The sequence below is a fragment of the uncultured Pelagimonas sp. genome (assembly GCF_947498515.1).
Classification (GTDB): domain Bacteria; phylum Pseudomonadota; class Alphaproteobacteria; order Rhodobacterales; family Rhodobacteraceae; genus Pelagimonas.
The window spans coordinates 45575-69985 of the sequence record NZ_CANMKO010000011.1 but is presented as its reverse complement, the minus strand read 5'-3'; the positions used below and the strand labels follow the sequence as shown (position 1 = coordinate 69985).

General features: G+C 57.9%; 26 protein-coding genes. 23 read left to right on the top strand and 3 right to left on the bottom strand.

The window, feature by feature from the left end; all coding sequences use genetic code 11:
- The first annotated feature begins 1 nt into the window (after position 1).
- From Q1A43_RS18860 to Q1A43_RS18835, 6 genes are all read left to right on the top strand, one after another.
- Positions 2 to 703 (top strand): FkbM family methyltransferase, encoded by a 702-nt coding sequence (locus Q1A43_RS18860; protein WP_299937777.1) that lies wholly within the window; start codon positions 2 to 4, stop codon positions 701 to 703.
- A gap of 43 nt (positions 704 to 746) precedes the next feature.
- The gene (locus Q1A43_RS18855; RefSeq protein WP_299937774.1) at positions 747 to 1793 is read left to right on the top strand and encodes a glycosyltransferase family 2 protein; all 1047 of its coding nucleotides are present in this window, start codon (positions 747 to 749) and stop codon (positions 1791 to 1793) included.
- A 127-nt stretch (positions 1794 to 1920) separates the two neighbouring features.
- Positions 1921 to 2865, top strand: coding sequence for a phosphoadenosine phosphosulfate reductase (locus tag Q1A43_RS18850; RefSeq protein ID WP_299921342.1), 945 nt, complete (start codon positions 1921 to 1923; stop codon positions 2863 to 2865).
- 81 nt (positions 2866 to 2946) lie between these two features.
- Positions 2947 to 3981, top strand: a complete 1035-nt coding sequence (gene pyrC, locus Q1A43_RS18845) for a dihydroorotase (protein ID WP_299937772.1) — start codon at positions 2947 to 2949, stop codon at positions 3979 to 3981.
- A gap of 130 nt (positions 3982 to 4111) precedes the next feature.
- On the top strand, positions 4112 to 4789 hold the full coding sequence (locus Q1A43_RS18840; protein ID WP_299921339.1) for an orotate phosphoribosyltransferase: 678 nt from the start codon (positions 4112 to 4114) through the stop codon (positions 4787 to 4789).
- Between the two features lie 225 nt (positions 4790 to 5014).
- Positions 5015 to 6499 carry a replicative DNA helicase gene (locus Q1A43_RS18835; protein WP_299921338.1) on the top strand — a complete coding sequence of 495 codons (1485 nt, stop codon included), beginning with the start codon at positions 5015 to 5017 and terminating at the stop codon, positions 6497 to 6499.
- An 84-nt stretch (positions 6500 to 6583) separates the two neighbouring features.
- On the opposite strand, the gene Q1A43_RS18830 is transcribed toward Q1A43_RS18835, so the two are convergent.
- Positions 6584 to 7351, bottom strand: a complete 768-nt coding sequence (locus Q1A43_RS18830; RefSeq protein WP_299937769.1) for an adenosylcobinamide-GDP ribazoletransferase — start codon at positions 7349 to 7351, stop codon at positions 6584 to 6586.
- A gap of 161 nt (positions 7352 to 7512) precedes the next feature.
- Here Q1A43_RS18830 and alr point away from each other — a divergent pair, with 161 nt between their 5' ends.
- The 8 genes from alr (at position 7513) to Q1A43_RS18790 (ending at position 13967) form a co-directional block, all read left to right on the top strand.
- On the top strand, positions 7513 to 8562 hold the full coding sequence (gene alr / locus Q1A43_RS18825; RefSeq protein ID WP_299937767.1) for an alanine racemase: 1050 nt from the start codon (positions 7513 to 7515) through the stop codon (positions 8560 to 8562).
- Positions 8559 to 9341 (top strand): ABC transporter permease, encoded by a 783-nt coding sequence (locus Q1A43_RS18820; protein ID WP_299921333.1) that lies wholly within the window; start codon positions 8559 to 8561, stop codon positions 9339 to 9341. The genes alr and Q1A43_RS18820 overlap by 4 nt, the downstream gene beginning before the upstream one ends.
- On the top strand, positions 9338 to 10084 hold the full coding sequence (locus Q1A43_RS18815; protein WP_299937764.1) for an ATP-binding cassette domain-containing protein: 747 nt from the start codon (positions 9338 to 9340) through the stop codon (positions 10082 to 10084). Before Q1A43_RS18820 ends, Q1A43_RS18815 begins: the two co-directional genes overlap by 4 nt.
- A gap of 10 nt (positions 10085 to 10094) precedes the next feature.
- Positions 10095 to 10478, top strand: a complete 384-nt coding sequence (locus tag Q1A43_RS18810) for a hypothetical protein (RefSeq protein ID WP_299921329.1) — start codon at positions 10095 to 10097, stop codon at positions 10476 to 10478.
- Between the two features lie 45 nt (positions 10479 to 10523).
- A complete protein-coding gene (locus Q1A43_RS18805) occupies positions 10524 to 10982 on the top strand; it encodes a paraquat-inducible protein A (protein WP_299937762.1) in 459 nt (152 codons plus the stop codon).
- 97 nt (positions 10983 to 11079) lie between these two features.
- Complete coding sequence (locus Q1A43_RS18800) at positions 11080 to 11922, top strand: DNA repair protein (protein ID WP_299937760.1); 843 nt, start codon at positions 11080 to 11082, stop codon at positions 11920 to 11922.
- An 82-nt stretch (positions 11923 to 12004) separates the two neighbouring features.
- Positions 12005 to 13372, top strand: a complete 1368-nt coding sequence (radA, locus tag Q1A43_RS18795) for a DNA repair protein RadA (protein WP_299921322.1) — start codon at positions 12005 to 12007, stop codon at positions 13370 to 13372.
- A 31-nt stretch (positions 13373 to 13403) separates the two neighbouring features.
- Positions 13404 to 13967: a CvpA family protein gene (locus tag Q1A43_RS18790; RefSeq protein ID WP_299921320.1), complete on the top strand. Its 564-nt coding sequence runs from the start codon at positions 13404 to 13406 to the stop codon at positions 13965 to 13967.
- A gap of 191 nt (positions 13968 to 14158) precedes the next feature.
- On the opposite strand, the gene Q1A43_RS18785 is transcribed toward Q1A43_RS18790, so the two are convergent.
- Positions 14159 to 14761: a tail fiber protein gene (locus Q1A43_RS18785; protein WP_299921319.1), complete on the bottom strand. Its 603-nt coding sequence runs from the start codon at positions 14759 to 14761 to the stop codon at positions 14159 to 14161.
- Positions 14762 to 15615: 854 nt separating this feature from the next.
- Here Q1A43_RS18785 and purF point away from each other — a divergent pair.
- The 4 genes from purF (at position 15616) to Q1A43_RS18765 (ending at position 18745) form a co-directional block, all read left to right on the top strand.
- Positions 15616 to 17091 (top strand): amidophosphoribosyltransferase, encoded by a 1476-nt coding sequence (gene purF, locus Q1A43_RS18780; RefSeq protein WP_299937758.1) that lies wholly within the window; start codon positions 15616 to 15618, stop codon positions 17089 to 17091.
- Between the two features lie 71 nt (positions 17092 to 17162).
- Positions 17163 to 17708, top strand: a complete 546-nt coding sequence (locus tag Q1A43_RS18775) for a hypothetical protein (protein ID WP_299937756.1) — start codon at positions 17163 to 17165, stop codon at positions 17706 to 17708.
- A 43-nt stretch (positions 17709 to 17751) separates the two neighbouring features.
- The gene (locus Q1A43_RS18770; RefSeq protein WP_299937753.1) at positions 17752 to 18315 is read left to right on the top strand and encodes a DUF2199 domain-containing protein; all 564 of its coding nucleotides are present in this window, start codon (positions 17752 to 17754) and stop codon (positions 18313 to 18315) included.
- A gap of 1 nt (position 18316) precedes the next feature.
- Positions 18317 to 18745, top strand: a complete 429-nt coding sequence (locus Q1A43_RS18765; RefSeq protein ID WP_299937751.1) for a DUF1284 domain-containing protein — start codon at positions 18317 to 18319, stop codon at positions 18743 to 18745.
- 679 nt (positions 18746 to 19424) lie between these two features.
- Here Q1A43_RS18765 and Q1A43_RS18760 read toward each other — a convergent pair.
- Entirely contained in the window at positions 19425 to 20015 is a 591-nt protein-coding gene (locus Q1A43_RS18760; protein ID WP_299921310.1) for a biotin transporter BioY, read from the bottom strand.
- Positions 20016 to 20223: 208 nt separating this feature from the next.
- Here Q1A43_RS18760 and Q1A43_RS18755 point away from each other — a divergent pair, with 208 nt between their 5' ends.
- The 5 genes from Q1A43_RS18755 to Q1A43_RS18735 all read left to right on the top strand — a co-directional run bounded on the left by Q1A43_RS18755 (position 20224) and on the right by Q1A43_RS18735 (position 24402).
- Positions 20224 to 20886: an SDR family oxidoreductase gene (locus Q1A43_RS18755; RefSeq protein ID WP_299921308.1), complete on the top strand. Its 663-nt coding sequence runs from the start codon at positions 20224 to 20226 to the stop codon at positions 20884 to 20886.
- A 31-nt stretch (positions 20887 to 20917) separates the two neighbouring features.
- Positions 20918 to 21577, top strand: a complete 660-nt coding sequence (locus tag Q1A43_RS18750) for a class I SAM-dependent methyltransferase (RefSeq protein ID WP_299937748.1) — start codon at positions 20918 to 20920, stop codon at positions 21575 to 21577.
- 120 nt (positions 21578 to 21697) lie between these two features.
- The gene (gene surE / locus Q1A43_RS18745; RefSeq protein ID WP_299921304.1) at positions 21698 to 22483 is read left to right on the top strand and encodes a 5'/3'-nucleotidase SurE; all 786 of its coding nucleotides are present in this window, start codon (positions 21698 to 21700) and stop codon (positions 22481 to 22483) included.
- Positions 22480 to 23121 carry a protein-L-isoaspartate(D-aspartate) O-methyltransferase gene (locus Q1A43_RS18740; RefSeq protein ID WP_299921303.1) on the top strand — a complete coding sequence of 214 codons (642 nt, stop codon included), beginning with the start codon at positions 22480 to 22482 and terminating at the stop codon, positions 23119 to 23121. The genes surE and Q1A43_RS18740 overlap by 4 nt, the downstream gene beginning before the upstream one ends.
- A gap of 63 nt (positions 23122 to 23184) precedes the next feature.
- Positions 23185 to 24402, top strand: a complete 1218-nt coding sequence (locus Q1A43_RS18735) for a peptidoglycan DD-metalloendopeptidase family protein (RefSeq protein ID WP_299921301.1) — start codon at positions 23185 to 23187, stop codon at positions 24400 to 24402.
- The last annotated feature ends 9 nt before the right edge of the window (positions 24403 to 24411 follow it).

The window sequence follows — 24411 nt, the reverse complement described above, 5'->3', positions numbered from 1 at the left end:
CATGGACGGAAGTGCTGTGACGGAACGCAAACCTTTTATCCGCTCGCGCGGGATGAAAATCCCCAAACACCCGCAACTGACCACTGGTCGTGTGCGCGGGGCTTTGCGCGAAGGCACCTATGAGCGCAAGGAATGTGACGCGGTCATGCGTGTTGTGCGCGAGGGCGACAAGGTTTTGGAACTCGGCGGCGGGCTTGGCTATATGTCGACCCTGTTGTCGGTCAAGAAAAAGGTCGAAAGGGTCATCAGCTATGAGGCCAACCCGACGCTGATCCCCTATATCCATTCGGTCCACGAGGCCAATGACGTCAAAAACGTTGAGGTGCGTAATGCCCTCCTCTCGCCCGAGGCTGGGGACCCGGTCGAATTCTACATCCGCGAAAACTTTCTCGGCTCGTCGATGGACTTTAACGCCGAACCGGACACCGTCAAAGACATCGTCGAAATCGAAAAACACGCCATTGCCCCGGTTCTGGACGACCTGAAACCCGACGTTTTGGTCTGCGATATCGAAGGGGCCGAAGCCATGTTGCTCCCGGCTGCCGATTGGACGGGCATTCGCGTCGCCATCATCGAATTGCATCCGCAATGGATTGGCCAAGAGGGTGTGCAAAAGGTCTTTGACGCCATGCACAAGGCTGGGTTGACCTATTTCCCCAAGGCCTCAGAAGCCAAGGTTGTCACCTTTCGCAAGGGTTGGTGATGCCTGCTTTACGGCTCCACCCGGCGGCCCAAAGCGAGCCGTCATGAACATCACCGCTGTTCTATGTGTCCGCAACGAAGCGGCCTTCTTGCTCGATTGGATCGCCCATCATCTGGCCTGTGGCGTCACCCATGTGGTGGCGCTTTCCAACGAGTGTGACGATGGCACCGACGCCATGTTGGACCGTCTAGAACAGCTCGGCCATGTCACCCATATTCGCAACGATGGCCCCTATGACAAAGGCGGCATTCAATTCACCGGCTTGAAAAAGGCCGACAAGCTCGACGTGGTCAAACGCTCCGATTGGCTGTTGTCGCTGGACGTTGATGAATTCGTCAACATCCATACCGGGGATCGCACCCTACCCGCCTTAATCGACGCGCTCCCCGATGCCGACGCCATTACCTTGACGTGGCGGCTCTTTGGCAATGCCGGCATTGTGCACTTTGACGATCGCCCGGTGACCGAGCAGTTCACCAAGGCCGCGCCGGTGATCATGCATTGGCCATGGCGCGCGGCGATGTTCAAAACCCTGTATAAAAACAACGGCATCTATCGCAAACTTGGTGTGCATCGCCCGCGCAATCCCGACCCGGATCGTGTCGACACCGCGCGTTGGTTTGATTGCGAGGGGCGCGAATTGGATGCGCAATTTCGCAACCGCCGGATTTTTTCCAACTATGGCCGCCCCAATTATGGTCTGGCCCAACTCAATCACTACCCCCTTGGCGCAATGGAAAGCTATGTGCTCAAGGCCGATCGGGGCCGCGCTGTTCATTCCGACCATGTGCTTGGAATGGATTACTGGGTCGAACGCAATTGGTGCAGCGAAGCCGACAAAACCGTCCAATCGTTACCCAATGTCGCCCAAAAGCGCGCTGATCTGGGCGCTGATCCAACCCTATCTGACCTGCATGACAAGGCGGTGGCATGGCGCAAGTCACGCTTTGAAACCCTGTTACAGGATGAACCAAACCGCGCTCTATTTGCCCGGCTTTTGATGACCCCACCGGCGCGGCCCGTCCCGCTCGACGCGGCCCAGTTTTTGGCCGCTCACGCCACGCGCGCCAAGGCAAACCGCCCCGAGTGATCCATAAAACTTGCCCAGAATGACCCAGCCTTAACCACATTTCCGCCCAAAAGGCCGGTCAAATTTACCTCAAATACAGCGTTGCCGACCCGTGATTTGGGGGGCCGCGCCAATGAGGACTATGGGCATGGCACACAAGAAAACCAGTTTTCCCCCGGATCTAAGCCGTCTGTCGCGCGCCGATTGGCTGGCGCAGCTGCGCAACATTGGGGACAACAAGGGGTTTTCTGAGCCGCTCGGAAAACATCATGCCGGGATTTTTGTCGAAGATGGCGACACCCTGCTGGTAAGCTTTGAATCCATGTCCGGGATCGAAGCGCTATCAACAACCCGCACGCCCATCGGCTTTGACATGGTGCGCAGCAACGGCTGGTCTTCGCTCTCGGTCCTAAGCCACGGCGACACTTGGTTCCGCGATCACCGGGTTTTCGGCTTTTTCGATCAATTGCTGGATGACGGTTTTTTCGATGAATTCGAAAATGTCATCTTTTACGGCGCGGGCCCCTGTGGTTATGCCGCCGCCGCCTATTCCGTCGCCTCGCCCGGCGCCCGCGTGCTCATGCTGCAACCACAAGCCACGCTTGATCCGCGTGTCACCGAATGGGACGACCGCTTTCCGGAGTTACGCCGCCGCGATTTCACCTCGCGTTATGGCTTTGCCCCCGATATGATCGACGCCGCCCATCACGCCCATGTCCTTTATGACCCGCGTGAACAGATGGATGCGATGCATTCGGCGCTGTTTGAACGGCGCAATGTCACCCGTCACCGCATGCCCTATATGGGGAGCGCGCTGCAAACCGACCTGATCGCGCTTGACCTTTTGCCGTCGCTTTTGACGGCGGTGGCCGAAGATCGCCTTGACCGTTTGGCCTTTGCGCAAATGCTACGCGCACGCCGTGACCACCCGCCCTATCTGCGCCGTTTATTGGCCCGAACCGATGCGGATGGTCGCGATGAGCTGTCGCGGCTTTTGTGTCAAAACGTCGTGTCGCGCATGCATGCCCCGCGCTTCCGCCGCCGTCTGGCCGCGCTTGAGGCCGAAGACGATCAAGTCGCGGATCACGACTAAGCGGCGTCGCGCCGCTCTGCCGCAGAATTTGGCGCGCTGAATCACTAGAAACCGATCCCGTCGCATGTTAGGCGCTGCCTCATGCAACAGATCACACTCCGCCGCCCCGATGACTGGCACCTGCATCTGCGCGATGGCGCAATGCTGAACGCCGTTGCCCCTGAAACCGCCCGCCATTTTGGCCGCGCGATCATCATGCCAAACTTGATTCCGCCGGTTGTCACCCGCGATGACGCCGCCGCCTACAAGGGCCGGATCATGGCCGCCCTGCCCGAGGGCAGCGATTTTCAGCCCCTGATGACGCTCTATCTGACCGAAGACACCGATCCGGCGGATGTAAAGCGCGCCAAAGAAGAAGGTTTGATTAGCGCGGTCAAGCTTTACCCGGCGGGCGCGACAACCAATTCCGCCAGCGGTGTCACCAACTTCGACAAAGTCCGCCCGGTGCTGGAAACCATGGCCGAGATCGGCCTGCCGCTCTGTGTCCATGGCGAAGTGGTTGACGCCGATATTGATATTTTTGACCGCGAGGCGGTGTTTATCGACCGCATCCTTGATCCGCTGCGGACATCGGTTCCCGAGCTGCGGGTGATCATGGAACATATCACCACCAAACAGGGGGTCGATTACGCCCGCTCCGGTGGTGACAACCTCGGCGCAACGATCACCACGCACCATTTGGTCATCAACCGCAACGCCATTCTGGTTGGTGGGATCAAGCCACATTATTACTGCCTGCCCGTCGCCAAACGCGAAGAACACCGCCTAGCCCTGCGCGCGGCCGCCACCTCCGGTGACCCGAGCTTTTTCCTAGGTACCGACAGCGCCCCACATATCGATCCCCTCAAGGAAAGCGCCTGTGGCTGTGCCGGTTGCTTTACCGCCACCAACACCATGAGCATTCTCGCCGAAGTCTTTGAACAAGAAGGCGCTTTGGACAAGCTCGAAGGGTTTGCCTCTCTGCATGGTCCCGCCTTTTACGGGCTTGAACCAAACGAGGCGGAGATGGTTTTGACCAAGGGCGAGCCCGTCACCTATCCCGACAAAATCGCCACGCCCGACGGCGATGTGACCGTGTTTGACCCGATGATGCCGCTGCATTGGCGCGTCGGTTGATCTTGGCGGGGGCAAAATCCGTGCACGGATTTTAATCCCACCAATCGATTTTTGGAAAGAAGACGGCAGGCCGGGGTTTTGCCCCGTTCTGTTGTGCGCTAAAGCGAGGCCAAATAGGAGAGTTGCTGCCATGATCCCTACATCTTACCCATCCGCCGAAGAAATGGCCAAGTTGACCGCCCGCATGTTGTGGGAAATCGAAGCGGTACACTTCATGGGCGACGAGCCGTTCAAACTGGCCTCGGGCCTGCCATCGCCGGTCTATATAGACTGTCGCAAGCTGATCTCTTTCCCCCGTATCCGCACCACTTTGATGGATTTTCTCACCGTCACCGTGATGCGCAACGCCGGGTTTGAGGCCTTTGACAATGTTGCCGGTGGCGAAACTGCGGGCATCCCGTTTGGGGCGTTGGTGGCGGAACGCATGGCCCTCCCCATGACCTATGTGCGCAAAAAACCCAAAGGCTATGGCCGCAATGCCCGCATCGAAGGCGTCATGACCGAAGGTGAACGCGTGTTGTTGGTCGAAGACCTCACCACCGATGGCGGCTCCAAACTTTCCTTTGTGGATGCGATCCGCGAAACCGGTGCCACCTGCGCCCATACGGCGGTGATTTTCTACTACGGGATTTTCCCCGAAACCATCAAAACGCTCGGCGATCATGGGGTTGAACTCCATCACCTCTGCACTTGGTGGGATGTGCTTGAAGCGGCGCGTGAAATGGGCAATTTCTCGGATGAAAAACTCGCTCAGGTCGAGGCCTTCTTGAACGCCCCGCGTGAGTGGCAAGAGGCCAACAAGACCTAATTCAGGTCTCAAACGTATAGCGCTTTGATTGGCGTGCGGTCTGTGGCACGCATGTCACGACGCCCACGACATCATACTATATGTTGACACAAAGCCGATCCTGACCGCAAAATAATGCGCGAGGATCGGCCCACAGCTTATCCACATAAATATACAATTTCCCCTCGCCCGCGCATGTTGATACCAACCGCGCAAGGGCAATTTTCGGGGCAGTTGGGGGACCGCATGAACGAAGTCACAACCATTAATCCAACCGGGATTCAGGTCGAAGCCGCGGAAACCATGCCGCATTCGATTGAGGCAGAACAGCAGCTTTTGGGTGCTATTCTGACCGACAACGAGGTCTTTGACAAAGTGACCGCGATCATTGGCGCATCGCATTTCTATGACCCGGTCCACGCCCGCATCTACGAAGTTGCCGCCGCGCGGATTTCCAAGAATAACCTCGCCTCTCCGGTGACGCTCAAGGCGTTTATGGAAGATGACGAAGGCCTCAAAGAGCTCGGCGGCCCCGCCTATCTCGCCCGTCTCGCCGCCTCTTCGGTGTCAAGCTTTGCGGTGCGTGAATACGCCCAGATGATTTATGATCTCGCAGTGCGCCGCGATCTGATCCGCTTGGGCAAAGACATCTCATCCAAAGCCGCCAAGGTTGACGTCGACTCCAACCCCAAAGAGCAAATCATCGAAGCCGAGCAAGCGCTTTATAATATGGCCGAACAGGGCCAGGTCGAAAGCGGCTTTGTCTCCTTCCTCAAGGCCGTCACCGATGCGGTCAACGTCGCCAATGCCGCCTATCAGCGTGAGGGCGGTTTGGCCGGGGTCTCTACCGGGTTGATCGATATGGACGGCAAATTGGGCGGTTTGCACCCGTCGGATTTGCTCATCCTTGCCGGACGTCCGTCTATGGGCAAAACCTCGCTGGCCACCAACATCGCGTTTAACGTCGCCAAAGCCTATAAAAAGGGCATCCGCCCCGATGGCACCGAGGGCACCGTTGATGGCGGCATCGTCGCGTTTTATAGCTTGGAAATGAGCGCCGAACAGCTCGCCAGCCGTATCCTCGCCGAAGCGTCGGAAATTTCGTCCCACAAGATCCGCCAAGGTGACATGGACGAGGCCGAGTTTCGCAAGTTCGTCGAAGCCGCCAAAACGCTCGAGGCCTGCCCGCTTTATATCGACGACACCGCCGCCCTGCCGATTTCACAGGTCGCCGCACGGGCCCGCCGTTTGAAACGGACCCACGGGTTAGACCTTGTTATCGTTGACTATCTCCAGCTCTTGCGTGGCACATCCGATAACCGGGTTCAGGAGATCGGAGAAATCTCCATGGGTCTCAAGGCAATCGCCAAAGAGCTCAACATTCCGGTCATCGCCCTGTCCCAGCTCTCGCGTCAGGTGGAAAGCCGCGACGATAAACGCCCCCAGCTTTCGGACCTGCGTGAATCGGGATCAATCGAACAGGATGCGGACGTGGTTATGTTCGTGTTCCGCGAAGAATACTATGCGGAACGTGAAAAACCTTCCGAAGATCAGCTGGATCGCATGGCCGAATGGCAGGAACGCATGTCGCGCCTGCATGCCAAGGCCGAAGTGATTATCGGCAAACAGCGTCACGGCCCAATTGGTACGGTTGAACTGTCCTTTGAGGCGCAATTCACCCGCTTTGGCAACTTGGCCAAAACCTGGCAAGGCGGCGGCGACGATTACTAACGGTCATACCGGGCGCTCAAATTCCATACATGGAATTTGCAAAACGCGTGTACGCGTTTTTGGCGCGCGCCTTGGGCTTTGTGGTTAAAACCAAACCGCAAGGCCCAGATAGGCACCCAATTCGCCCAACTGCATCACCGCGCCAAGGCAATCGCTGTTGTAGCCGCCCATTTTGCGCATCATCGCGCTGCGAAAAGCTTGACCCAAAACAATGCTGCCCAATAGGGCAAAAAGCGTCGGCCAAGGCCCAAACAGCATGCTTCCCGCCAACAGGATCAAAACAGCACAGGCCAGCGCAAACCGATAGCCATCACCGGTGATGTAGGGCGCGGCGACCTGCAACCCATTGCTATGGGCATAGGGGGTTGTGGCGATGACATGGACCACCGCCATCATGCCAATCATATGCCCAAGAACAAGCGCCACACCGGCAAAAATCACCGGCATATGTGCCAGCAAAACCAGCTTCAACGCCAGCGTCAATGCCACCGCCAAAGCCCCAAAAAGCCCTAGCCCTGGATGCACCATCATCTCAAGAACCTGCACGCGCCCCGCCCCGCGGCATAGCCCTTCGGCGGCATTGGCAAGCCCCTCTTCGTGAAACGCCCCGGTTATCAAGAGCGTTGCAGCAAGCGATAGGATCAAACCCGCCGATTGTGGCAACCACAAACAGGCCACCCAAAACACCCCGGCCCCCGCCGCCCCAACCAACGCCCCAACCAAAGGGAAATACTTGTTGGCCCGGACACGCAAATCATCCGATCCATCCACATCACGCGCCACCGGCAAACAGGTCAGAAACCGCATCGCCAGTTGAAACAACTGCCACTCAAGGCGTAGCGCATCTTTCATCTCTGTCTCCTTGGTCCACTACCCTAGCCCAGCAGGTGTTAACCATTATTTGCCAACGGATCGCAAACAACCAGCCCCCGCCCCCGCGCACCGCCCTCGGGATTGCTCAAATCCGTTCATTTCCCCTTGACCATCCCGTGCGACCTGCCAAAGACAAGAGCATGGCTGTTGCAGAACTTACAATCGATCTCAAGGCGCTGTGCGACAACTGGCAGGCGCTGTCTTCTCACTCGCAATCGGACACCGGCGCGGTGGTCAAGGCCGATGCCTATGGGCTTGGTCTGGCCAAGGTGGCTCCGGCCCTTGCCGCCGCCGGGGCACGGCAATTCTTTGTCGCCGCCTGCGAAGAAGGCGTGCAATTGCGCCATATCCTTGGCAGCGGACCCGAGATTTTCGTGTTTTCCGGCCATATGGACGGCGACACCGATCTGATCACTCAGGCAAATCTGACGCCACTGTTGAATTCCATTGATCAAATGCTGCGCCACGTCGAGGCCCTGCCCGGTCATAGCTTTGGCTTGCAACTCGATACCGGCATGAACCGCCTTGGCATGGAAGACGCCGAATGGCGCGCGTTGCGCGATATTGCGCTGGCCCAACGCCCCGCCTTGGTGATGAGCCATCTGGCCTGTGCGGATGCGACACCCGATGAGCCGGAATTCGCCATGAACGCCCGCCAGCTTCAGAGTTTTGTCGATATGACCGATGAGATCGACGCACCGCGTTCGCTTGCGGCGACGGGGGGAATTTTGCTTGGCGAAGACTACCACTTTGACCTCACCCGCCCCGGCATTGGTATGTATGGTGGCATGCCCTATGCCAACGCCCGCCCGGTGGTGACCCTCTCGGTGCCGGTGATCCAAACCCGCGATGTTTTGCCCGGCGAAACCGTTGGCTATTCCAACACCTGGACCGCCCAAAAACCGACCCGCGTGGCCACCATTGCCGCCGGCTATGCCGATGGTCTTATCCGCGCCATGGGTGGCGATGCTTGGCTTTGGGCGGGCGACACCCGTTGCAAGGTCTTGGGGCGCATTTCGATGGATATGATCGGCGTCGATGTCAGCGATCTTGACGAAGACCCCACCGCGCTAGAGCTTTTGAACGACCGCCAACCGGTTGATATGCTTGCGGACTGGGCCGGAACCATCGGTTATGAAATTCTCACATCGATGGGGGCCCGCTACGCGCGGCGCTATCTGCCCGCATGATCCTTTTGCAGCCCTTCGGCGCCCTTGGCCGCGCCACCCTTCAAGCCCTCGCCTCAATAGGCCGGGTGGCGATTTTTGCGTTTCAAACCCTTGGCCATATGATCCGCCCGCCCTTTTACGGGCGTGAATTTGCGCTGGCTTTGCTCAATATCGGCTGGCTGTCTTTGCCGGTTGTTGGCCTCACCGCCATCTTCACCGGCGCGGCCTTGGCGCTGCAAATCTATTCCGGCGGTGCCCGTTTCAACGCCGAGGCCGTGGTCCCCCAGATCGTCGCCATTGGCATGGTGCGCGAACTTGGCCCGGTCCTTGTTGGGTTGATGATCGCGGCACGTGTGACCTCGTCTATCGCCGCTGAAATCGCCACGATGAAGGTCACCGAACAAATCGACGCCCTTGTCACCCTCTCAACCAATCCGATGAAATACCTCGTGGCGCCGCGCGTGCTTGCGGCGTTGATTGTTGTGCCGCTGCTGGTCGCCGTGGGCGATATCATCGGCATCTTTGGCGGCTGGATTGTCGCCACCGGATCGCTCGGATTTAACCCCGCCGCCTACCTGAAAAACACCGTCGACTTTCTTGAGACGCTCGACATCATCTCATCGCTGGTCAAAGGCTGTGCCTTTGGCGGTTTGGCGGCGCTGATGGGCTGTTATTACGGCATGCACTCGGGCCGTGGTGCCCAAGGGGTTGGCCGCGCCACCAAAGGCTCGGTCGAGGCCGCCGCCATCCTGATCCTTGCCGCCAACTTCCTTCTGACCGGGGCGTTTTTCTCACTATGATTGATCTCGTCCACGTCGAAAAATCATTTGGCAACAATCACGTATTGCGCGGTGTTGACCTCACGATTGAACGCGGCTCTTCGATGGTGATCATCGGCGGGTCGGGTACCGGCAAATCGGTTTTGCTCAAATCCGTGCTTGGGCTGGTCACGCCTGATGCCGGGGTGATCACCCTTGACGGTAAAGATGTGTCCACCGGCGACCGCGACGCGTTTTTGGCGCGCTTTGGCATGTTGTTCCAAGGGGCCGCCCTTTTTGATAGCCTCACGGTCTGGCAAAACGTCGCCTTTCGTCTGCTGCGTGGGTCGCTCAAACGCCCCAAGGACGAAGCCCGCGAGATCGCTATCGAAAAGCTGCGCCGCGTTGGCCTGAAACCCGACGTGGCCGATCGCTTCCCCGCCGAACTCTCGGGTGGCATGCAAAAACGTGTTGGCCTTGCCCGTGCCATCGCCGCCGAACCCGAAATCATCTTTTTCGACGAACCGACCACCGGGCTTGATCCGATCATGGCCGGGGTCATCAATGAACTGATCCGCGAGATTGTCGATGAAATGGGCGCCACCGCCATGACCATCACCCATGATATGACCAGCGTGCGCGCCATTGCCGATCATGTCGCCATGTTGCATGACGGGGTGATCCAATGGACGGGGCATGTGCGCGATCTCGACCAAAGTGGCGATCCCTTTGTCGACCAATTCATTTCCGGACGTGCAGAAGGCCCGATTGAGGCCGTCAGGTAAGAGGTATGACATGACTTTCTTGGAACCCAGCCCGGTCCTTTTGGCCTTCTTCTTCTACAAGAAATTCGTCTTCCTCGAACTTCTCGCCGTTCTCGCCCTAACCCGTGTCATTGTCGGGCGCGGCATTGCCCGTTGGCCGGCGCTCATCGCCTTGTTCTTGTCGATTGGCGGCATCCTCACGGTGTTCGCCCCCGCCGCCGGGCTCGCCCAAGGGCCGCTTTATGTTTCGGCGGCGCAATTCATGGCCGAAGGCGGCGGCATGGCCGCTCTGCTTGTGCCATCCGCCTTTTTCCTGATCTGCTCCATCACCCCACGGGCGCGCTGGCGTTGGCTTGATGTGATCCACATCGTCATGTTGGTGGTGCTTTTGGGCCTGTGGTGGTGGACAAACTGAGATCAAGGGCTGGAAACCACGCCGGTCGCCGCTTAAGTGCCTGACATGCGTTGGTTAAATCTTCTCTTGCTGGGTCTCTACCCGATCTCATGGTTCGCGCCCCTTCTGCGGGCCGGGTTACTCCCTATCTTTGGTCTCTCGGAAATTAGCGTCATATCCGGCTTGCAATCGCTCTGGGGCACCGATGTGTTTCTGGCCCTGTTGGTCACGGTCTTTGCTCTCTTTGCCCCGATGCTCAAAACCATCGGCCTCGCCTTGGTTCAGTTCAATCTGCTTGATCGCAAATCCCTTCCGGTGCTGAACTTGATTGGCAAATTTGCCATGGCCGACATCTTCCTTGTGGCGCTTTATATCACCCTCTCCAAAGGCATTGGCGTTGGCACAATCGAAACCGCCTGGGGTCTTTACCTGTTCACATTTTGCATCCTCGGATCCATCGTTTTGGGTGCCTTAGAAAGCCGCAAACCTGTGACACCGAGAGAACACGCCCCCGAAACAGATTAATTCCCCGTTAAAAATAACTTCCTTTTTGCCACGATCGGCATAAACTCGCCGATGAGCTGCCGCTCTCATAAAGAGTATTCTGGGGGATTTTTATCCTATGTCGACCACGCACCCTGTTGCTGGGCTTTTTCGCGCTGTTTTTCAACGCATCGCATTTGGATTGATGATTGCACTGTCACTTGGTCTGGCGGGCTATTCTATTGCCTGCGCCTTTGAGCTTGCTCCGTGGTTGGAATTGCCGCTTGGATTTGGCGACAAAATCTATCTAGAGGCTGGTAAATACGTGCAAATTGGCGTGTCGGCGCTCTGTTTGGCGCTGTGCTTTTTCCTCCCCACCAATGCCCGTGTCATGGCGCTGGAAAACTCACATCGCAAGTTTCACATGGGGATGACCGATGTGGCCAAGGCCTATGCGCTCTCTCATCGCTCTGACCGGACCGGCGTGTTTGAGATGAAGGGCGAATTTGATTCGATCCGCGAACGTATCGCCTTTCTGCGCGATCACCCGGAATTGGCCGATCTGGAACCTTCGGTGCTCGAACTGGCATCTCAGATGAGCCACGTCAGTCACGAATTGGCAACAACCTATTCCGACAACAAGGTCGCCCGCGCCCGCGATTTCCTCATCGCCCGCCAACAGGAAATCGCCCTGTTCAACGAACGTTTGGAAAACGCCAAAGTCGCGGCCACCGAAATCCGGCAATGGAGCGAACAGGTCGAGATGGAAGAAGCCATCGCCCGCGCCCAGCTTGACCGCCTCAAGGCCGAGCTTGGCGATATCCTGCCCCAGCTCCAACAAGCGGCGGATGACAATTTCTATCCCGCGCGCGCTCTTGCCGCCGCCCAACCCGACCCCCCCGAGGTTGTGTTGGAAGAGGATGACGTGGACATGGCGCTTGCGGCCGATAACATCACAATTTTGCCCCGCGCCGCCGAATAATTCCCCCTATTGGCCTGCCCCCTGCAATCGGGCATAACCGCCCTGCCTTTGACGATCGGGGCAAGCACGGACAGGACGTTTCATGGCAAAATCTGCAACAACATTCGTGTGCCAATCTTGTGGCGCATCCAGTACCAAATGGTCCGGTCGCTGCGAGGCTTGCGGAGAATGGAACACCATTGTCGAAGAAAAGCCGCTAAGCCAAGGCCCGTCGAAAAAGTCGCTCGGGGCCATGCGTGGCCGCTCCATTCCGCTCACTGATCTGTCGACCAAAGAGGCCCCGCCACCGCGCACCGCCTCCAAACTTGACGAACTCGACCGGGTTTTGGGCGGTGGTTTGGTCCCGGCCAGCGCGGTTTTGGTTGGTGGCGATCCCGGCATCGGTAAATCGACCCTGTTGCTTCAGGCCGCGGCGGCCTTTGCCAAGGCGGGCCTCAAAGTCATCTATATCTCCGGCGAAGAGGCCTCCGCTCAGGTCCGCCTGCGCGCCCAGCGTCTTAACCTCACCGATGCGCCGGTGAAATTGGCCACCGAAACCAGCCTGCGCGACATTCTCACCACGCTCGACGAAGAAGAACCCGATCTCGCCATCGTCGATTCGATCCAAACCATGTGGGCCGACAATGTCGATAGCGCCCCCGGCTCGGTCTCGCAGGTTCGCGCCGCCGCGCATGAGCTTACCACTTTTGCCAAAAGCCGTGGTTCGGCGGTGATTATGGTCGGCCATGTCACCAAAGACGGCCAGATCGCCGGTCCGCGCGTTGTCGAACATATGGTCGACACGGTGCTGTATTTCGAAGGCGAGCGCGGCCACCAATTCCGCATCCTGCGCAGCGTCAAAAACCGCTTTGGCCCCGCCGACGAAATCGGTGTGTTCGAAATGACCGGCGGCGGCTTGTCCGAGGTTACCAACCCCTCCGCCCTGTTCCTATCCGAACGTGGCCAACCGGCCCCCGGTTCGGTGGTGTTTTCCGGCATCGAAGGCACCCGCCCGGTCATGGTGGAATTCCAAGCCCTCGTTTCGCCCTCGCCCCATAGCCAACCGCGCCGCTCGGTTGTTGGCTGGGACGGCTCGCGCCTCGCGATGATCCTTGCCGTGCTCGAATCGCGCTGCGGCATTCCTTTTGCCGGGCTTGATGTGTACCTCAACGTCGCCGGTGGCATGCGCGTGAACGAACCCGCCGCCGATTTGGCCGTAGCCGCTGCGCTGCTTTCCGCCCGCGAAGACACCTCTCTTCCGGCTGAAACTGTGGTTTTTGGGGAAATAAGCCTCTCTGGGGCGCTGCGTCCGGTGTCTCAGACCGAAAATCGGTTGAAAGAAGCGCAAAAACTTGGTTTCAGCAAAGCCATCATTCCAACCGGGGGCAAGGCCACCGCGACGAAGGACATGGCGTTGACCCGAATGGGCGACCTGACCACATTTGTGGGCGAGGTTTTTGGCGCCGGATAAGGCGCGAACAGGAAAAGGGGCGAGCAGGCTCATGGAAGGCTTTACAATAGTTGACGGCGTCGTGGCCGTTGTGATCGTGCTATCGGCCCTGCTGGCCTATTCACGCGGCTTGGTGCGCGAAGCATTGGCCATCGGCGGCTGGATCGTCGCCGGGGTGCTGGCCTATATGTTTGTCGGTCAGGTGCAGCCTCTGGTCAAAGAGGTGCCGGTTGTTGGCAACTTCCTTGGCGACAACTGCATCCTGTCGCTGATCGCGGCCTTTGCGGCGATCATGACCGTGGCGCTTGTGGTGCTCTCGCTCTTCAACCCGTTCTTCTCATCGCTGGTGCAACGCTCGGTTCTGGGCGGCTTGGATCAGGCGCTTGGCTTCTTTTTCGGTGTGGCACGCGGCATCGTTTTGGTGGCCGTGGCCTTCTTTGTCTACGAAGTCGCCGTCACCGCCCAAGACATCCCTATGATCGACGATAGCCGCTCGGCCAAGGTCTTTAGCCAGTTCACCGACAAGGTCGAAGAACAAGACCCCGAACAGGCCGTCAGCTGGATCACCGCGCAATACGAAAACCTCGTTGGTGTGTGCGACGCCCCGATCGAGTAATCCGCGCAACATAGACACAAACAAGCCTGCCAAGGGGTTTCCTCGGCAGGCTTTATTATGTCGTTTTCACATCAGCACTGCCGATGATCCCCCGCCAGCCGCCCCAAAAATGGGCGTGATTGCCATTAAATACCGTTGCCGTTTTGCGGCGCAATCTCAACTGCCGGTCGCTGATCACCTGTGCTGTGTCATCAATTTCGAGACGGGAAAATACCCTGCAAGGCAACACACCATCGCAGAACCTGATAGGGGCTGCGCTTGGTGACCGCTTGTCCGCCACCGGTTGCCATGATCGCCGAGGACCCCATATCGACATCAGCCGTGCCGCTGCTATAGATCGAGCTCGCTGCAAGGCTCGGAACGGCACCCGATGGCTCTTCGGTGTCGGCGTCTTCCTCGTTCCCACGAAGCGTGTGAGTGTGTGGTGGGATTTGGTTCTGGGTGATCGTAAAGTTCGTCGATCCACCTTTTGTGCCAATTGGGCCAGGATCGCCAAGTCCCGGACCATTTCCGGTATGAACGATGGACCGGCTACGCAGGTCCGGCAAACCGAATGTTGTGCGGCCATCGCCACCAAATTGTGTTCCGTAAAGAGAAAACAGTGCCGAATACTGCGAAATCGCCAAAAGTGTCCCATCTGCTTCGGCAAAGCCTCTTGGACAGAAGTTATAGCCAACGGCCATGAGTTCACCGATGAAAGGATCGGAGCCCGCAGCCGCAGGTGTTGCTGTGAAAGAATTGCCAAGGCCAAGCGCCAAAGCAGATACAAATGCTAATTTTGTGAGTTTGATCATTTTGCGTTCCCATGTTGGTTCACTGCACTGAATTTCCGCCAACACAAAAGGAGACCCCTTGGCGTAACGGTTGCAGCAAATTCAACTTGAACCTGCAAATGACGTTGGGTCAAGCATCAAATCTTCGATTCAAATCACAGGCCCCAACCACGCCGTTGCCGCAAAAGCCAAAGCTCAACTGGTTTCCTCTGACGCCTGATCACGTCGTCTTGCCAAATGCTTCGCGGCTTTTTACGCGCTGAAAGATAATTGCCCGTCGGCAAAGTGGACGGTGAGGCACCACCAAAATTGATCGGTGCCTTCGCAACTCAGGCGCGTTCCTTCTCCTGAACCTCAAACGCGCAAATTTTTGCCGATCCTTGCCGCCACAGTAAAGCGGCCACCCCACCCTGATTGGTCTCGCATTTGGTCTGTCGCGCCCCACGGCTCGCTTCAAAACCGAGACTGTCTTGAAACATCTTTGCCCCGAGAAGTTCGTCATTAACCTGAGTGAACGCAAATTAACGGCTCGATCAGAACGCATTGTCCCAAGTTTGGGGCAATCTCCCCCAAATTCGAGGTGAATCAGACAGATTGCCTCAAAACCCCGATCTGGGCCCCCGGATTGGGTCGGGCCAATCTCCCCTAACCTCAGGCCAAATTGTACGGATTTCCCCGTTGCGATAGCGGCGCGCGGGGCGTTACCGGGCGGTCGCTTTGTTCATCGGATGCACAGATTGCGCGATTTGCCGCGCGAAAAAGCCACACACTATCCCAAAGATTTGTGATCCTTTCGTGACAGCGCGCGCTTCCTCGCCTATGACGGGGCCGAACACTCGCGACAGGATTCGGAGCTGCCCTTGCCCGACGGTATAATGCCCCCCGCCCACCCGTTCGATTTCGACGCTGTGAACAGCGACGGAGACAAACTCAAAGAAGAATGCGGCATCTTTGGTGCTGTTGGCGTGACTGACGCTGCCAATTTTGTGGCGCTCGGTTTGCACGCCCTCCAACACCGAGGACAAGAAGCCGGTGGGATCGTAACACACGACCCCGAGCATGGTTTCAACTCGGCGCGTCGCTTTGGATACGTCCGGGATAACTTTACATCTCAACGGCTTATGGAAACGCTGCCCGGCCCGATCGGCATCGGCCACGTGCGCTATTCCACCGCCGGATCCAAAGGTGCGGCCATCCGTGATGTCCAGCCTTTCTTTGGTGAATTCTCCATGGGTGGCGCGGCGATCGCCCACAATGGCAACATCACCAATGCCGAAGCGCTCAAGCGTGAGTTGATCGAGCGCGGCTCGATCTTTCAATCGTCCTCAGACAGTGAATGTATCATTCACCTGATGGCGCGCTCGCTCCAGCGTAACATCCCCGAACGGATGGAAGACGCGCTGCGCCGTGTCGAAGGTGCGTTTTCCGTTGTCGCCATGACCCGCACCAAACTGATCGGTGTGCGTGACCCAATGGGCGTGCGCCCACTGGTGCTTGGCAAGATCGGTGATGGCTGGTGTCTGGCCTCGGAAACCTGCGCGCTCGACATCATCGGCGCCGATTATGTCCGCGAAATTGAGCCCGGCGAAATGGTTGTTATTACAGCGGAAAAGGGTGTTGAAAGCCACCACCCCTTCCGCCCGCAACCGTCGAAATTCTGCATCTTTGAACACGTCTATTTTTCGCGTCCAGATAGCATCATCGGCGGTCAATCCGTCTATGAAACCCGCCGTCAGATCGGCGTGGAATTGGCCCGTGAAAACCCGGTTGAGGCCGATCTGGTTTGCCCGGTTCCCGATAGCGGCACCCCGGCGGCGATTGGTTTTGCCCACGAGAGCGGCATTCCCTATGGCATGGGCATCATCCGCAACCAATACATGGGCCGGACGTTCATCGAACCGACCGAACACATCCGCAACATGGGCGTGCGCCTCAAGCTCAACGTCAACCGCGCGCTAATCAAGGGCAAGCGAGTGATCTTGGTCGATGACTCGGTTGTTCGTGGCACAACATCGCGTAAAATCAAGGACATGATCCTTGATGCTGGTGCCGCCGAGGTGCATTTCCGCATCGCGTCGCCCCCCACCGCTTGGCCCTGTTTCTACGGTGTCGATACGCCACAGCGCGACAAGCTTTTGGCCGCAACAATGACCGAAGAAGAGATGCGCAAACATCTGGGCGTTGATAGCCTCAAGTTCATCTCGCTCGATGGATTGTACCGCGCCGTGGGCGAAGCCAAAGGCCGCAAAGCCGATTGCCCGCAATATTGCGACGCCTGCTTCTCGGGTGAATATCCCGTCGAACCGGCGGATATGATCAAGAAGGGCTTTGTGATGAAGGCCGCAGAGTAATTTCAAAGCCCCGCATCTCGCGGGGCTTGCTTTTTTGAAACTACAAACCTTTTGCGAAAATGACCTAACGCATGCCTGATTACGAATTTGGTCGCGCATTTGTCGAACACAACCGCAGCGAAGTGCACATTGTAATTCCCGCCAGGCGCAAAATCTTTACCACCGGGTTTCTGGCAATCTGGCTATGTGGTTGGCTCATCGGCGAAATCTCTGCACTTGCAGGTCTGATTATCGGTGTAACCGAACCCACCTCTGTGTTCTGGCTGATTGGATGGACAATTGGAGGGTTTTGTGTGGGCGTGACCCTTCTCTGGTTACTTGTTGGCAAAGAAGAAATTCATCTCACAGCAGACAAAGTCTCGCTCACGCGTAGTATTCGCCTTTGGACACGCACAACCATCTGTAAAAGTAGCAACATTTCTAAAATGAGATGTGAAGAACCACTTGTGGCCGATACCTTGAACGCAGGTTTTTTCAGCCTCAGATCGACCGGCCAGATCAAGTTTTCCTACGAATCTAAGACCTTCGGGTTCGGCCTTGATCTCAACGAAGTCGAAGCCCGCCGTCTCCTTGCTTTGATCCTTGAACGCTACCCTCAGTTTTTCAACGGCACCTAACCCGCCCCTTGACCAGACGCGCTGAAAACCACACAAGCATGCCATGTCCCTTCTTGCCCTAGATAGCCGCTGGCGGCGTTTCAACGATGACACCCGTCAATGCCCCTGCTGCGGTCAGACCTTCAACGGTATTTATGACCTTGGCTTTGATCACCCCGATGACTGGCCGCACGGTCCGCGCAAGGATCAGGATGTGATCCAAGTGGGCGATGACGCCCTCACCAGCGACATGTGCCGTTTTGATGGCCGCTACTTTCTGCGCTGTGTCTTGCCGCTGCCGGTTCGTGGTGCTGATGATCACATGAGTTTTGGCCCCTGGGCAGAAGTTTCAGAAGAGACCGTGCAGGCCTATAGCGCCACCTATGGTGCCGATCCCAAACCCTTTTCGGGTGGTGAGGGCCTCTTGGCCAATGCCCTGCCCGGCTTTGAGGACAGCGCACAAACCGCTGTTACCTTGGCCGAAACATCCCCGGCTGAGCGCCCATCCCTCTCTGCAATCGACGGGGATTTGGCCGAGGCACAGGCAAATGGCATCTCGTTTGACGAGCTGCTCGATATCTATGCCGCCGCGGGCAATGACCTGCGTCCGCATTTGACCCAAGATTGATATGTCAGACGATCCGATCCGCTTTCGCCCCCACCATTTCCTGTGTTCCCTCGGGTTTCAGGGCAAAGGGTACTCGGACAAGTTCACCGCCAATATGCGCGCCATCGTCATGGACCGCCTACGCGCGCCCGGTGGTCGCGACACCAAGATCAAACTGACCGGTTTTGCCGACGACATCTGTGGTCCCTGCCCCAAACGTCAGGGTCGGCTTTGCACAAATCAACAATCCATTGCTCAGCTTGATCGCGCCCATGCTGCAGCCCTAAACCTCAAACCGCACGAGGTTCTAACTTGGGATGAGGCGCTCACCCGGATCAAAGACAACGTCCCGCCCGGCTCGCTTTCAACGATCTGCGAGGGTTGCCAATGGCTCGATTACGGCCTTTGCGAAGACGCTCTACAACGCCTGCACGACCAAGACGAAGGCTAGATCGTGGTGACATTCCGTACGCCGCAGGTCGGAACTTTGCGCGTCAAGCCGGTTATTGGCTGTGAGGCCGCTCTGTTTGAGATGACGGGAATTGAGTGATTGCGTTTGGGCAGGCATTGCCCGGGCACTGTGACAAGTGGTCTTCGCTCTGCATCCGATTGAACAGGTAGCACTGAACCTGTGTTTGACTGTCTTTTCAAACACTTGGCGTCGCCCCGGCTTTGAGGGGCTCCTTGTGGATAGCTCAATTATGCGCATCAATACGGTTGTGACGCGCGCAATTGCGGCTAACTCTCACGTGTCGGGTCGCCCCGGATTGCTGCGTTGTTGCACGGTCTCAAAGGCAAAGGCGAGGCGTGTGCGATGCCTGCGGACGCTGGGCATACGTCAATCTCGTCTTGATGACATTTTAACGCCACACACGATCAAAATCGAAACGATAAAGGGGACTTGCGAAGCAAAATCAAATGGTCCGCCAGCATCTCACCACGACCTAGCCCCTCTCTAAGAGGTGAACACGCCAAACGCTTCTTCTTTCCATAATTATCCCGGGGTGAATTGGCCCCTCGGGCCAAGAGGGGCAGCGCCCCTTTTCCGCCCGCCGCAGGCGAACACAGCCAAACAAAAAACGCCGCCCCAAAGCTATGGGACGACGCTACCATTCAAGTCGACTTAGCGATTAGCGCTTGGCCAAGGCACTCCAGCCGCTGGCCATGATCACAGCTGCCAAAACCGCTTTGACCGCGTCGCCAATTAGGAAAGGCTGCATGAAGTAGGCCCAGTAGTAGGAGACGAAATCTTTGCCGATCCAAGTACCTTCGATACCGGCAACTTTGGCAACGGCCATTGGCCATGCGATGCCGGGAACATAGAGCAGAGCCGAGACAACCAGCGCCACAAGCGCAGTCGACAGAACACCTTTTGCAATGCCACGATCCGCCGCCAGACCGGCGAGGAAAGCAACACCAACAAAGCCAACAAGGAAGCCAGCGGTCGGGCCAAAGAAGGCCGCGCCGTTACCGGCATTTGCGAACACTGGTAGACCCATGGCCCCTTCGGCCAGATAGGTGATCAAGGCCGCGGTGCCCAAACGAGCGCCAAGCGTAAACCCGACCAGCAAGATCGCCAGCGTCTGCAGCGTCATTGGAACCGGGAACATTGGCACGCTGATTTGCGCCGCAATGGCGATAAAGAGCGAAGCGCCCAGGACAAGGCCTGCCTGCTTGATTGCAGACTGTTGACCCAGAACGGTATGAGAAAGGCTAGACATGCGCGTCCCCTTCTTTGATGTGTAAAGACCCTACTTTCATGCGGGCGCACAGGACGCGTGTCAAGGTTGGGTCCACCGCTCTGACCCATGTTAGCGCCCTTTCAGGCTGCAAAACTTGCAAATTATCTATAATTTTTCATTTGCAACGGTTTCCTTGCGACACTTGCGCTATCTTGACCTTTTTATCAAAGCGCGACACACCCGCGTCATGACAGAGCAAAAGACACAGATCGCCCTCATTACCGGTGCCTCGCGCGGGCTCGGTTTCGCCCTGGCCGAAGCTTTGGCCCCGGAGTACCACATTGTTGCAGTCGGCCGGACGGTCGGCGGGCTCGAAGATCTTGATGATCGGATCAAGGCCAAGGGCGGCGAAGCGACGCTTGCGCCGATGGACATTACCAACCGCGATGCCATGGCCCATCTGTGCCGCTCTATTTATGACCGTTGGGGCGGCGTTGCCCTTTGGGTGCATACCGCCATTCATGCCGCGCCCCTAACCCCGGCCCAGCACATGGATCAAAAGGATTGGTCCAAGTCGCTGTCGATCAATGTGGACGCCATGGCGCATATGATCCCCTATGTTGCCCCGCTTTTGGGCGAAGGCGGTCAGGCGATGTTCTTTGACGACCCGCACGGGGGTGAACCGTTCTATGGCCATTATGGTACGACCAAGACCGCACAAATGACATTGGTGCGCACTTGGGCCGCCGAAACCGCCAAGAATGGCCCTAAGGTCCATATATTGTCGCCAAATCCGATGGCCACCGCCCTGCGCGCCCGTTTCCACCCCGGCGAAGACCGCAGCCCGTTGGTGTCGCCCCATGACGAAGCGGACCGCTTGCTCACGCAAATGCGATCACAGCAGTCTTGACCCGATCCGAAAAGGCGCTCTTGCTTGGCGCATGAATACATTTTTGCCAAGCCGCCTTTTCTCCCTTACCCGACTGCGGTCGAACCGCGACATGCAATCGCTATATGACGATGCCGCCAGCGGGTGGCAGTCCGGCATTCGCAAGCTGACCTTTGACACAGCCTACCAAGAGCTGGTCCGCCATCCCCGCGTTCCGGTTGCGCGCAATCGTGTGCTTGATGCAGGTTGTGGAACTGGGGCATTGGCTCAGGCCTATCTAGGCCAGACCCACTATGATGGGGTGATTGATCTTCTAGACCTGTCGCACCACATGCTTGCCCAAGCGCAGGCAAGCATTCCCCAAGCCAACATTCTTCACGGTGCCGTTGGCGACGTCCCCCTCGACCACCGCTACGACGTTATTCTTTGTGCCCATGTGATCGAACACTGTGCCGATCCAGATGCCGCCTTGCGGTGGCTCAAGTCCCATTTGGCCCCCGGTGGCACGCTTGTTTTGTCGGTGTCACGGCCCCATTGGTGTACAACCTTGGTGCGTTGGCGTTGGGGGCACGCCTCTTATCGACCTGACAAGGTGGTCGAAATGATGCAACAAAGCGGATTTAAGAACGTCAATATTGCGCCATTCAAAAGCGGCCCGCCCTCGCGCCTCAGCAGCGGGTATATCGCCAATTCGCCAAATCCCGTGGCCTAGCACGCCAATCCAAGTCTCGCGCTCGGCACGGATACCGCACGCCGCGGCTGTGACGCTGACCAGACTTGCCCCACCGCTCATCATTGCCTATGGAGAAACAAACACCAAACAGGCAGTCCCATGCGCATTCTCATCACCAATGACGACGGTATCAACGCGCCGGGTCTCAAGATCCTTGACGCAATCGCCCGCGACATCGCCGGCCCGGACGGAGAAGTCTGGACCGTGGCCCCGGCTTTTGAACAATCTGGCGTTGGGCATTGTATCTCGTACACCCACCCGACGATGATCGCGCAAATGGGCGATCGGCGTTTTGCCGCCGAAGGTAGCCCGGCGGATTGTGTCCTTGCCGGTGTGCATGATGTGCTCAAAGACACCCCGCCCGATCTTGTCCTATCCGGCGTTAATCGCGGCAACAACTCCGCTGAAAACACCCTGTATTCCGGCACAATTGGTGCCGCCCTCGAAGCAGCGCTCCAAGGGCTCCCGGCGATTGCATTGTCGCAGTATTACGGCGTTGGGAATAACGCGCTCGACAACCCGTTTGAGGCCGCAGCCGTTCATGGGGCCGAGGTTGTGCGCAAAATCCTTTCCGCCGACCCATCGGATCAAACCGGTTACCGCTTGTTTTACAACGTGAATTTCCCGCCGATCCCCGCCGCCGATGTCAAAGGCACCGTTGTCGCCCCGCAAGGCAAACGCGCCGACACGCGGTTTTCCGTCGAACCCCATAACGCCCCCTCGGGGCGGCGTTTTCTTTGGGTCCGGGGTGGTGATCAACGCGCCCCCGCCGAGGAAGGCACAGACGCGGATCGCAACTTGGCGGGCTATATCTCGGTCACGCCCATGCGCGCCGATCTAACCGCCCATGACGCTATATCCTCGCTGAAAGACGCCTTCGCATGAGTTTCGACGCCGACGCAAAAATGCAATTCCTCTTTGCTCTGCGCTCAAAAGGCGTGACTGATAACAAGGTGTTATCGGTTATGGAACGCGTCGATCGCGGCGATTTCATTCAGGGCTATTTCACTGATCGCGCCTATGAGGACATGCCTCTTCCCATTGCCTGCGGTCAGACCATTTCACAGCCCTCCGTCGTCGCTTTGATGACGCAGGCCTTGCAAATTGGCCCGCGCGACAAGGTGCTCGAGGTTGGAACCGGCTCCGGATATCAGGCGGCGGTTCTCGCCCTAATGGCGCGCCGGGTTTATACGGTGGATCGTCATCGCCGTCTTGTCCGCGCCGCCACCAAGGTGTTTGAGAAGATGGAGCTGAACAACATCACGGCGTTTACAGCCGATGGAAGCTTTGGTTTGCCCGATCAGGCCCCCTTTGATCGCATTATCGTGACGGCCGCTGCCGAAGACCCGCCAGGCCCGCTCTTGGCGCAGCTTAAGATTGGCGGTATCATGGTTGTACCGGTGGGCCAGTCGGACACCGTCCAACACCTGATCCGTGTCACCCGACACGAAGATGGCTTTGACTATGACGAACTGCGTCCGGTGCGGTTTGTCCCCTTGGTCGAAGGTTTGGGCAAAGACTGATCAGCCGGGAAACGGCGGTGTAATGACGTCCCGGCAACAAGGGGCGCGTATGAGGATTTCGAGATGACAGCCAAAACCCGAATTGTGTCGGCCCCGGTCTTGGGCATCGTGCTTGGCATGACGCTTAGCGCCTGTTCCGACCCTATCGATCTAGACCTGCGCGGTAAAATCGGCGGCTCGGTCGATACATCTGCGGCGGCGCAAAAGGCGACGGAAAACCGCCCCAAGCCCGATGATCGCGGCATTATTTCCTATCCGAATTATCAGGTCGCAGTGGCCAAACGTGGTGACACGCTATCGAGCTTGTCCAATCGCATTGGATTGCCCGCTTCTGAGCTTGCCAAATACAATGGCATGAAAATCGACGATCCGCTCCGCAAAGGGGAACTTGTTGCCCTGCCCCGTCGGGTAACCGAACCATCGGCCGCGACAGGCGCGGAGATTGCCGGGCCGATCAAACCAGCGGCCAGCGTTGATGTGGCCACACTCGCTGGCGGTGCCATTGATCGCGCCAGCCCAACCACACCTGCGCCCGCCGGAACCAGCGGTGTTGAGCCAGTTCGTCACAAGGTGGCGCGCGGCGAAACCGCCTTTACGATTGCGCGGCTCTATGACGTGTCGCCACGCTCTTTGGCCGAATGGAACGGGCTCGACAAAAGCTTTGCGGTGCGCGAAGGCCAATTCCTGTTGATCCCTGTCGTGCAAAAGACCGCAGCCGTGCCCACACCAAAACCGCGTGAGATTCCGGAACCCGGCACCGGCAGCCCAACACCAACGCCGCCATCGGCCTCCAAACCTTTGCCGGATGAAACACCGCCCCCCGCCTCTGCCGCCAAAGCCGCGACAGCGGGCGCAGCCGCCGCAACAGCCGCGGCCCCCAAGCCAAAACCTGTCAAACCCGTGGCCGATGTCGGCCAAGCAGCCGCGCCGAAATCACAAATGGTCATGCCGGTGTCCGGTAGTATCATTCGCGACTATGCCAAAGGCCGCAACGAAGGGATCGATATTTCGGCCAGCGCCGGTAGCCCGGTCAAAGCCGCCGCGTCGGGCAAGGTTGCGTCGATCAGCACCACCGCCGAAGGCGTTAAATTCCTTCTGGTCCGTCACCCCGGCGATCTCATCACCGTTTACACCCATCTTGACAGTATCACCGTCAAAAAAGGCGACGCCGTGAGCCGTGGTCAGTCCATCGGCAAGGTCCGCGCCGGTGAGCCGCCCTTCTTGCATTTTGAAGTCCGCAAAGGCTTTGAGAGCACCGATCCAATGGCGTATTTGCCTTAATTTCGGAGC

Bases quoted from the DNA above. Each gene is read 5' to 3' on its own strand.
- Q1A43_RS18810 (WP_299921329.1), top strand. From the start codon at position 10,095: ATGACTTTCTTGGAACCCAGCCCGGTCCTTTTGGCCTTCTTCTTCTAC.
- Q1A43_RS18735 (WP_299921301.1), top strand. From the start codon at position 23,185: ATGACAGCCAAAACCCGAATTGTGTCGGCCCCGGTCTTGGGCATCGTG.
- Q1A43_RS18805 (WP_299937762.1), top strand. From the start codon at position 10,524: ATGCGTTGGTTAAATCTTCTCTTGCTGGGTCTCTACCCGATCTCATGG.
- Q1A43_RS18740 (WP_299921303.1), top strand. From the start codon at position 22,480: ATGAGTTTCGACGCCGACGCAAAAATGCAATTCCTCTTTGCTCTGCGC.
- Q1A43_RS18785 (WP_299921319.1), bottom strand. From the start codon at position 14,761: ATGATCAAACTCACAAAATTAGCATTTGTATCTGCTTTGGCGCTTGGC.
- Q1A43_RS18815 (WP_299937764.1), top strand. From the start codon at position 9,338: ATGATTGATCTCGTCCACGTCGAAAAATCATTTGGCAACAATCACGTA.
- Q1A43_RS18765 (WP_299937751.1), top strand. From the start codon at position 18,317: ATGTCAGACGATCCGATCCGCTTTCGCCCCCACCATTTCCTGTGTTCC.
- radA (WP_299921322.1), top strand. From the start codon at position 12,005: ATGGCAAAATCTGCAACAACATTCGTGTGCCAATCTTGTGGCGCATCC.
- Q1A43_RS18755 (WP_299921308.1), top strand. From the start codon at position 20,224: ATGACAGAGCAAAAGACACAGATCGCCCTCATTACCGGTGCCTCGCGC.
- Q1A43_RS18850 (WP_299921342.1), top strand. From the start codon at position 1,921: ATGGCACACAAGAAAACCAGTTTTCCCCCGGATCTAAGCCGTCTGTCG.
- Q1A43_RS18835 (WP_299921338.1), top strand. From the start codon at position 5,015: ATGAACGAAGTCACAACCATTAATCCAACCGGGATTCAGGTCGAAGCC.
- Q1A43_RS18750 (WP_299937748.1), top strand. From the start codon at position 20,918: ATGAATACATTTTTGCCAAGCCGCCTTTTCTCCCTTACCCGACTGCGG.
- Q1A43_RS18830 (WP_299937769.1), bottom strand. From the start codon at position 7,351: ATGAAAGATGCGCTACGCCTTGAGTGGCAGTTGTTTCAACTGGCGATG.
- Q1A43_RS18860 (WP_299937777.1), top strand. From the start codon at position 2: ATGGACGGAAGTGCTGTGACGGAACGCAAACCTTTTATCCGCTCGCGC.
- Q1A43_RS18770 (WP_299937753.1), top strand. From the start codon at position 17,752: ATGTCCCTTCTTGCCCTAGATAGCCGCTGGCGGCGTTTCAACGATGAC.
- pyrC (WP_299937772.1), top strand. From the start codon at position 2,947: ATGCAACAGATCACACTCCGCCGCCCCGATGACTGGCACCTGCATCTG.
- purF (WP_299937758.1), top strand. From the start codon at position 15,616: ATGCCCCCCGCCCACCCGTTCGATTTCGACGCTGTGAACAGCGACGGA.
- alr (WP_299937767.1), top strand. From the start codon at position 7,513: ATGGCTGTTGCAGAACTTACAATCGATCTCAAGGCGCTGTGCGACAAC.
- Q1A43_RS18800 (WP_299937760.1), top strand. From the start codon at position 11,080: ATGTCGACCACGCACCCTGTTGCTGGGCTTTTTCGCGCTGTTTTTCAA.
- surE (WP_299921304.1), top strand. From the start codon at position 21,698: ATGCGCATTCTCATCACCAATGACGACGGTATCAACGCGCCGGGTCTC.
- Q1A43_RS18760 (WP_299921310.1), bottom strand. From the start codon at position 20,015: ATGTCTAGCCTTTCTCATACCGTTCTGGGTCAACAGTCTGCAATCAAG.
- Q1A43_RS18790 (WP_299921320.1), top strand. From the start codon at position 13,404: ATGGAAGGCTTTACAATAGTTGACGGCGTCGTGGCCGTTGTGATCGTG.
- Q1A43_RS18775 (WP_299937756.1), top strand. From the start codon at position 17,163: ATGCCTGATTACGAATTTGGTCGCGCATTTGTCGAACACAACCGCAGC.
- Q1A43_RS18855 (WP_299937774.1), top strand. From the start codon at position 747: ATGAACATCACCGCTGTTCTATGTGTCCGCAACGAAGCGGCCTTCTTG.
- Q1A43_RS18840 (WP_299921339.1), top strand. From the start codon at position 4,112: ATGATCCCTACATCTTACCCATCCGCCGAAGAAATGGCCAAGTTGACC.
- Q1A43_RS18820 (WP_299921333.1), top strand. From the start codon at position 8,559: ATGATCCTTTTGCAGCCCTTCGGCGCCCTTGGCCGCGCCACCCTTCAA.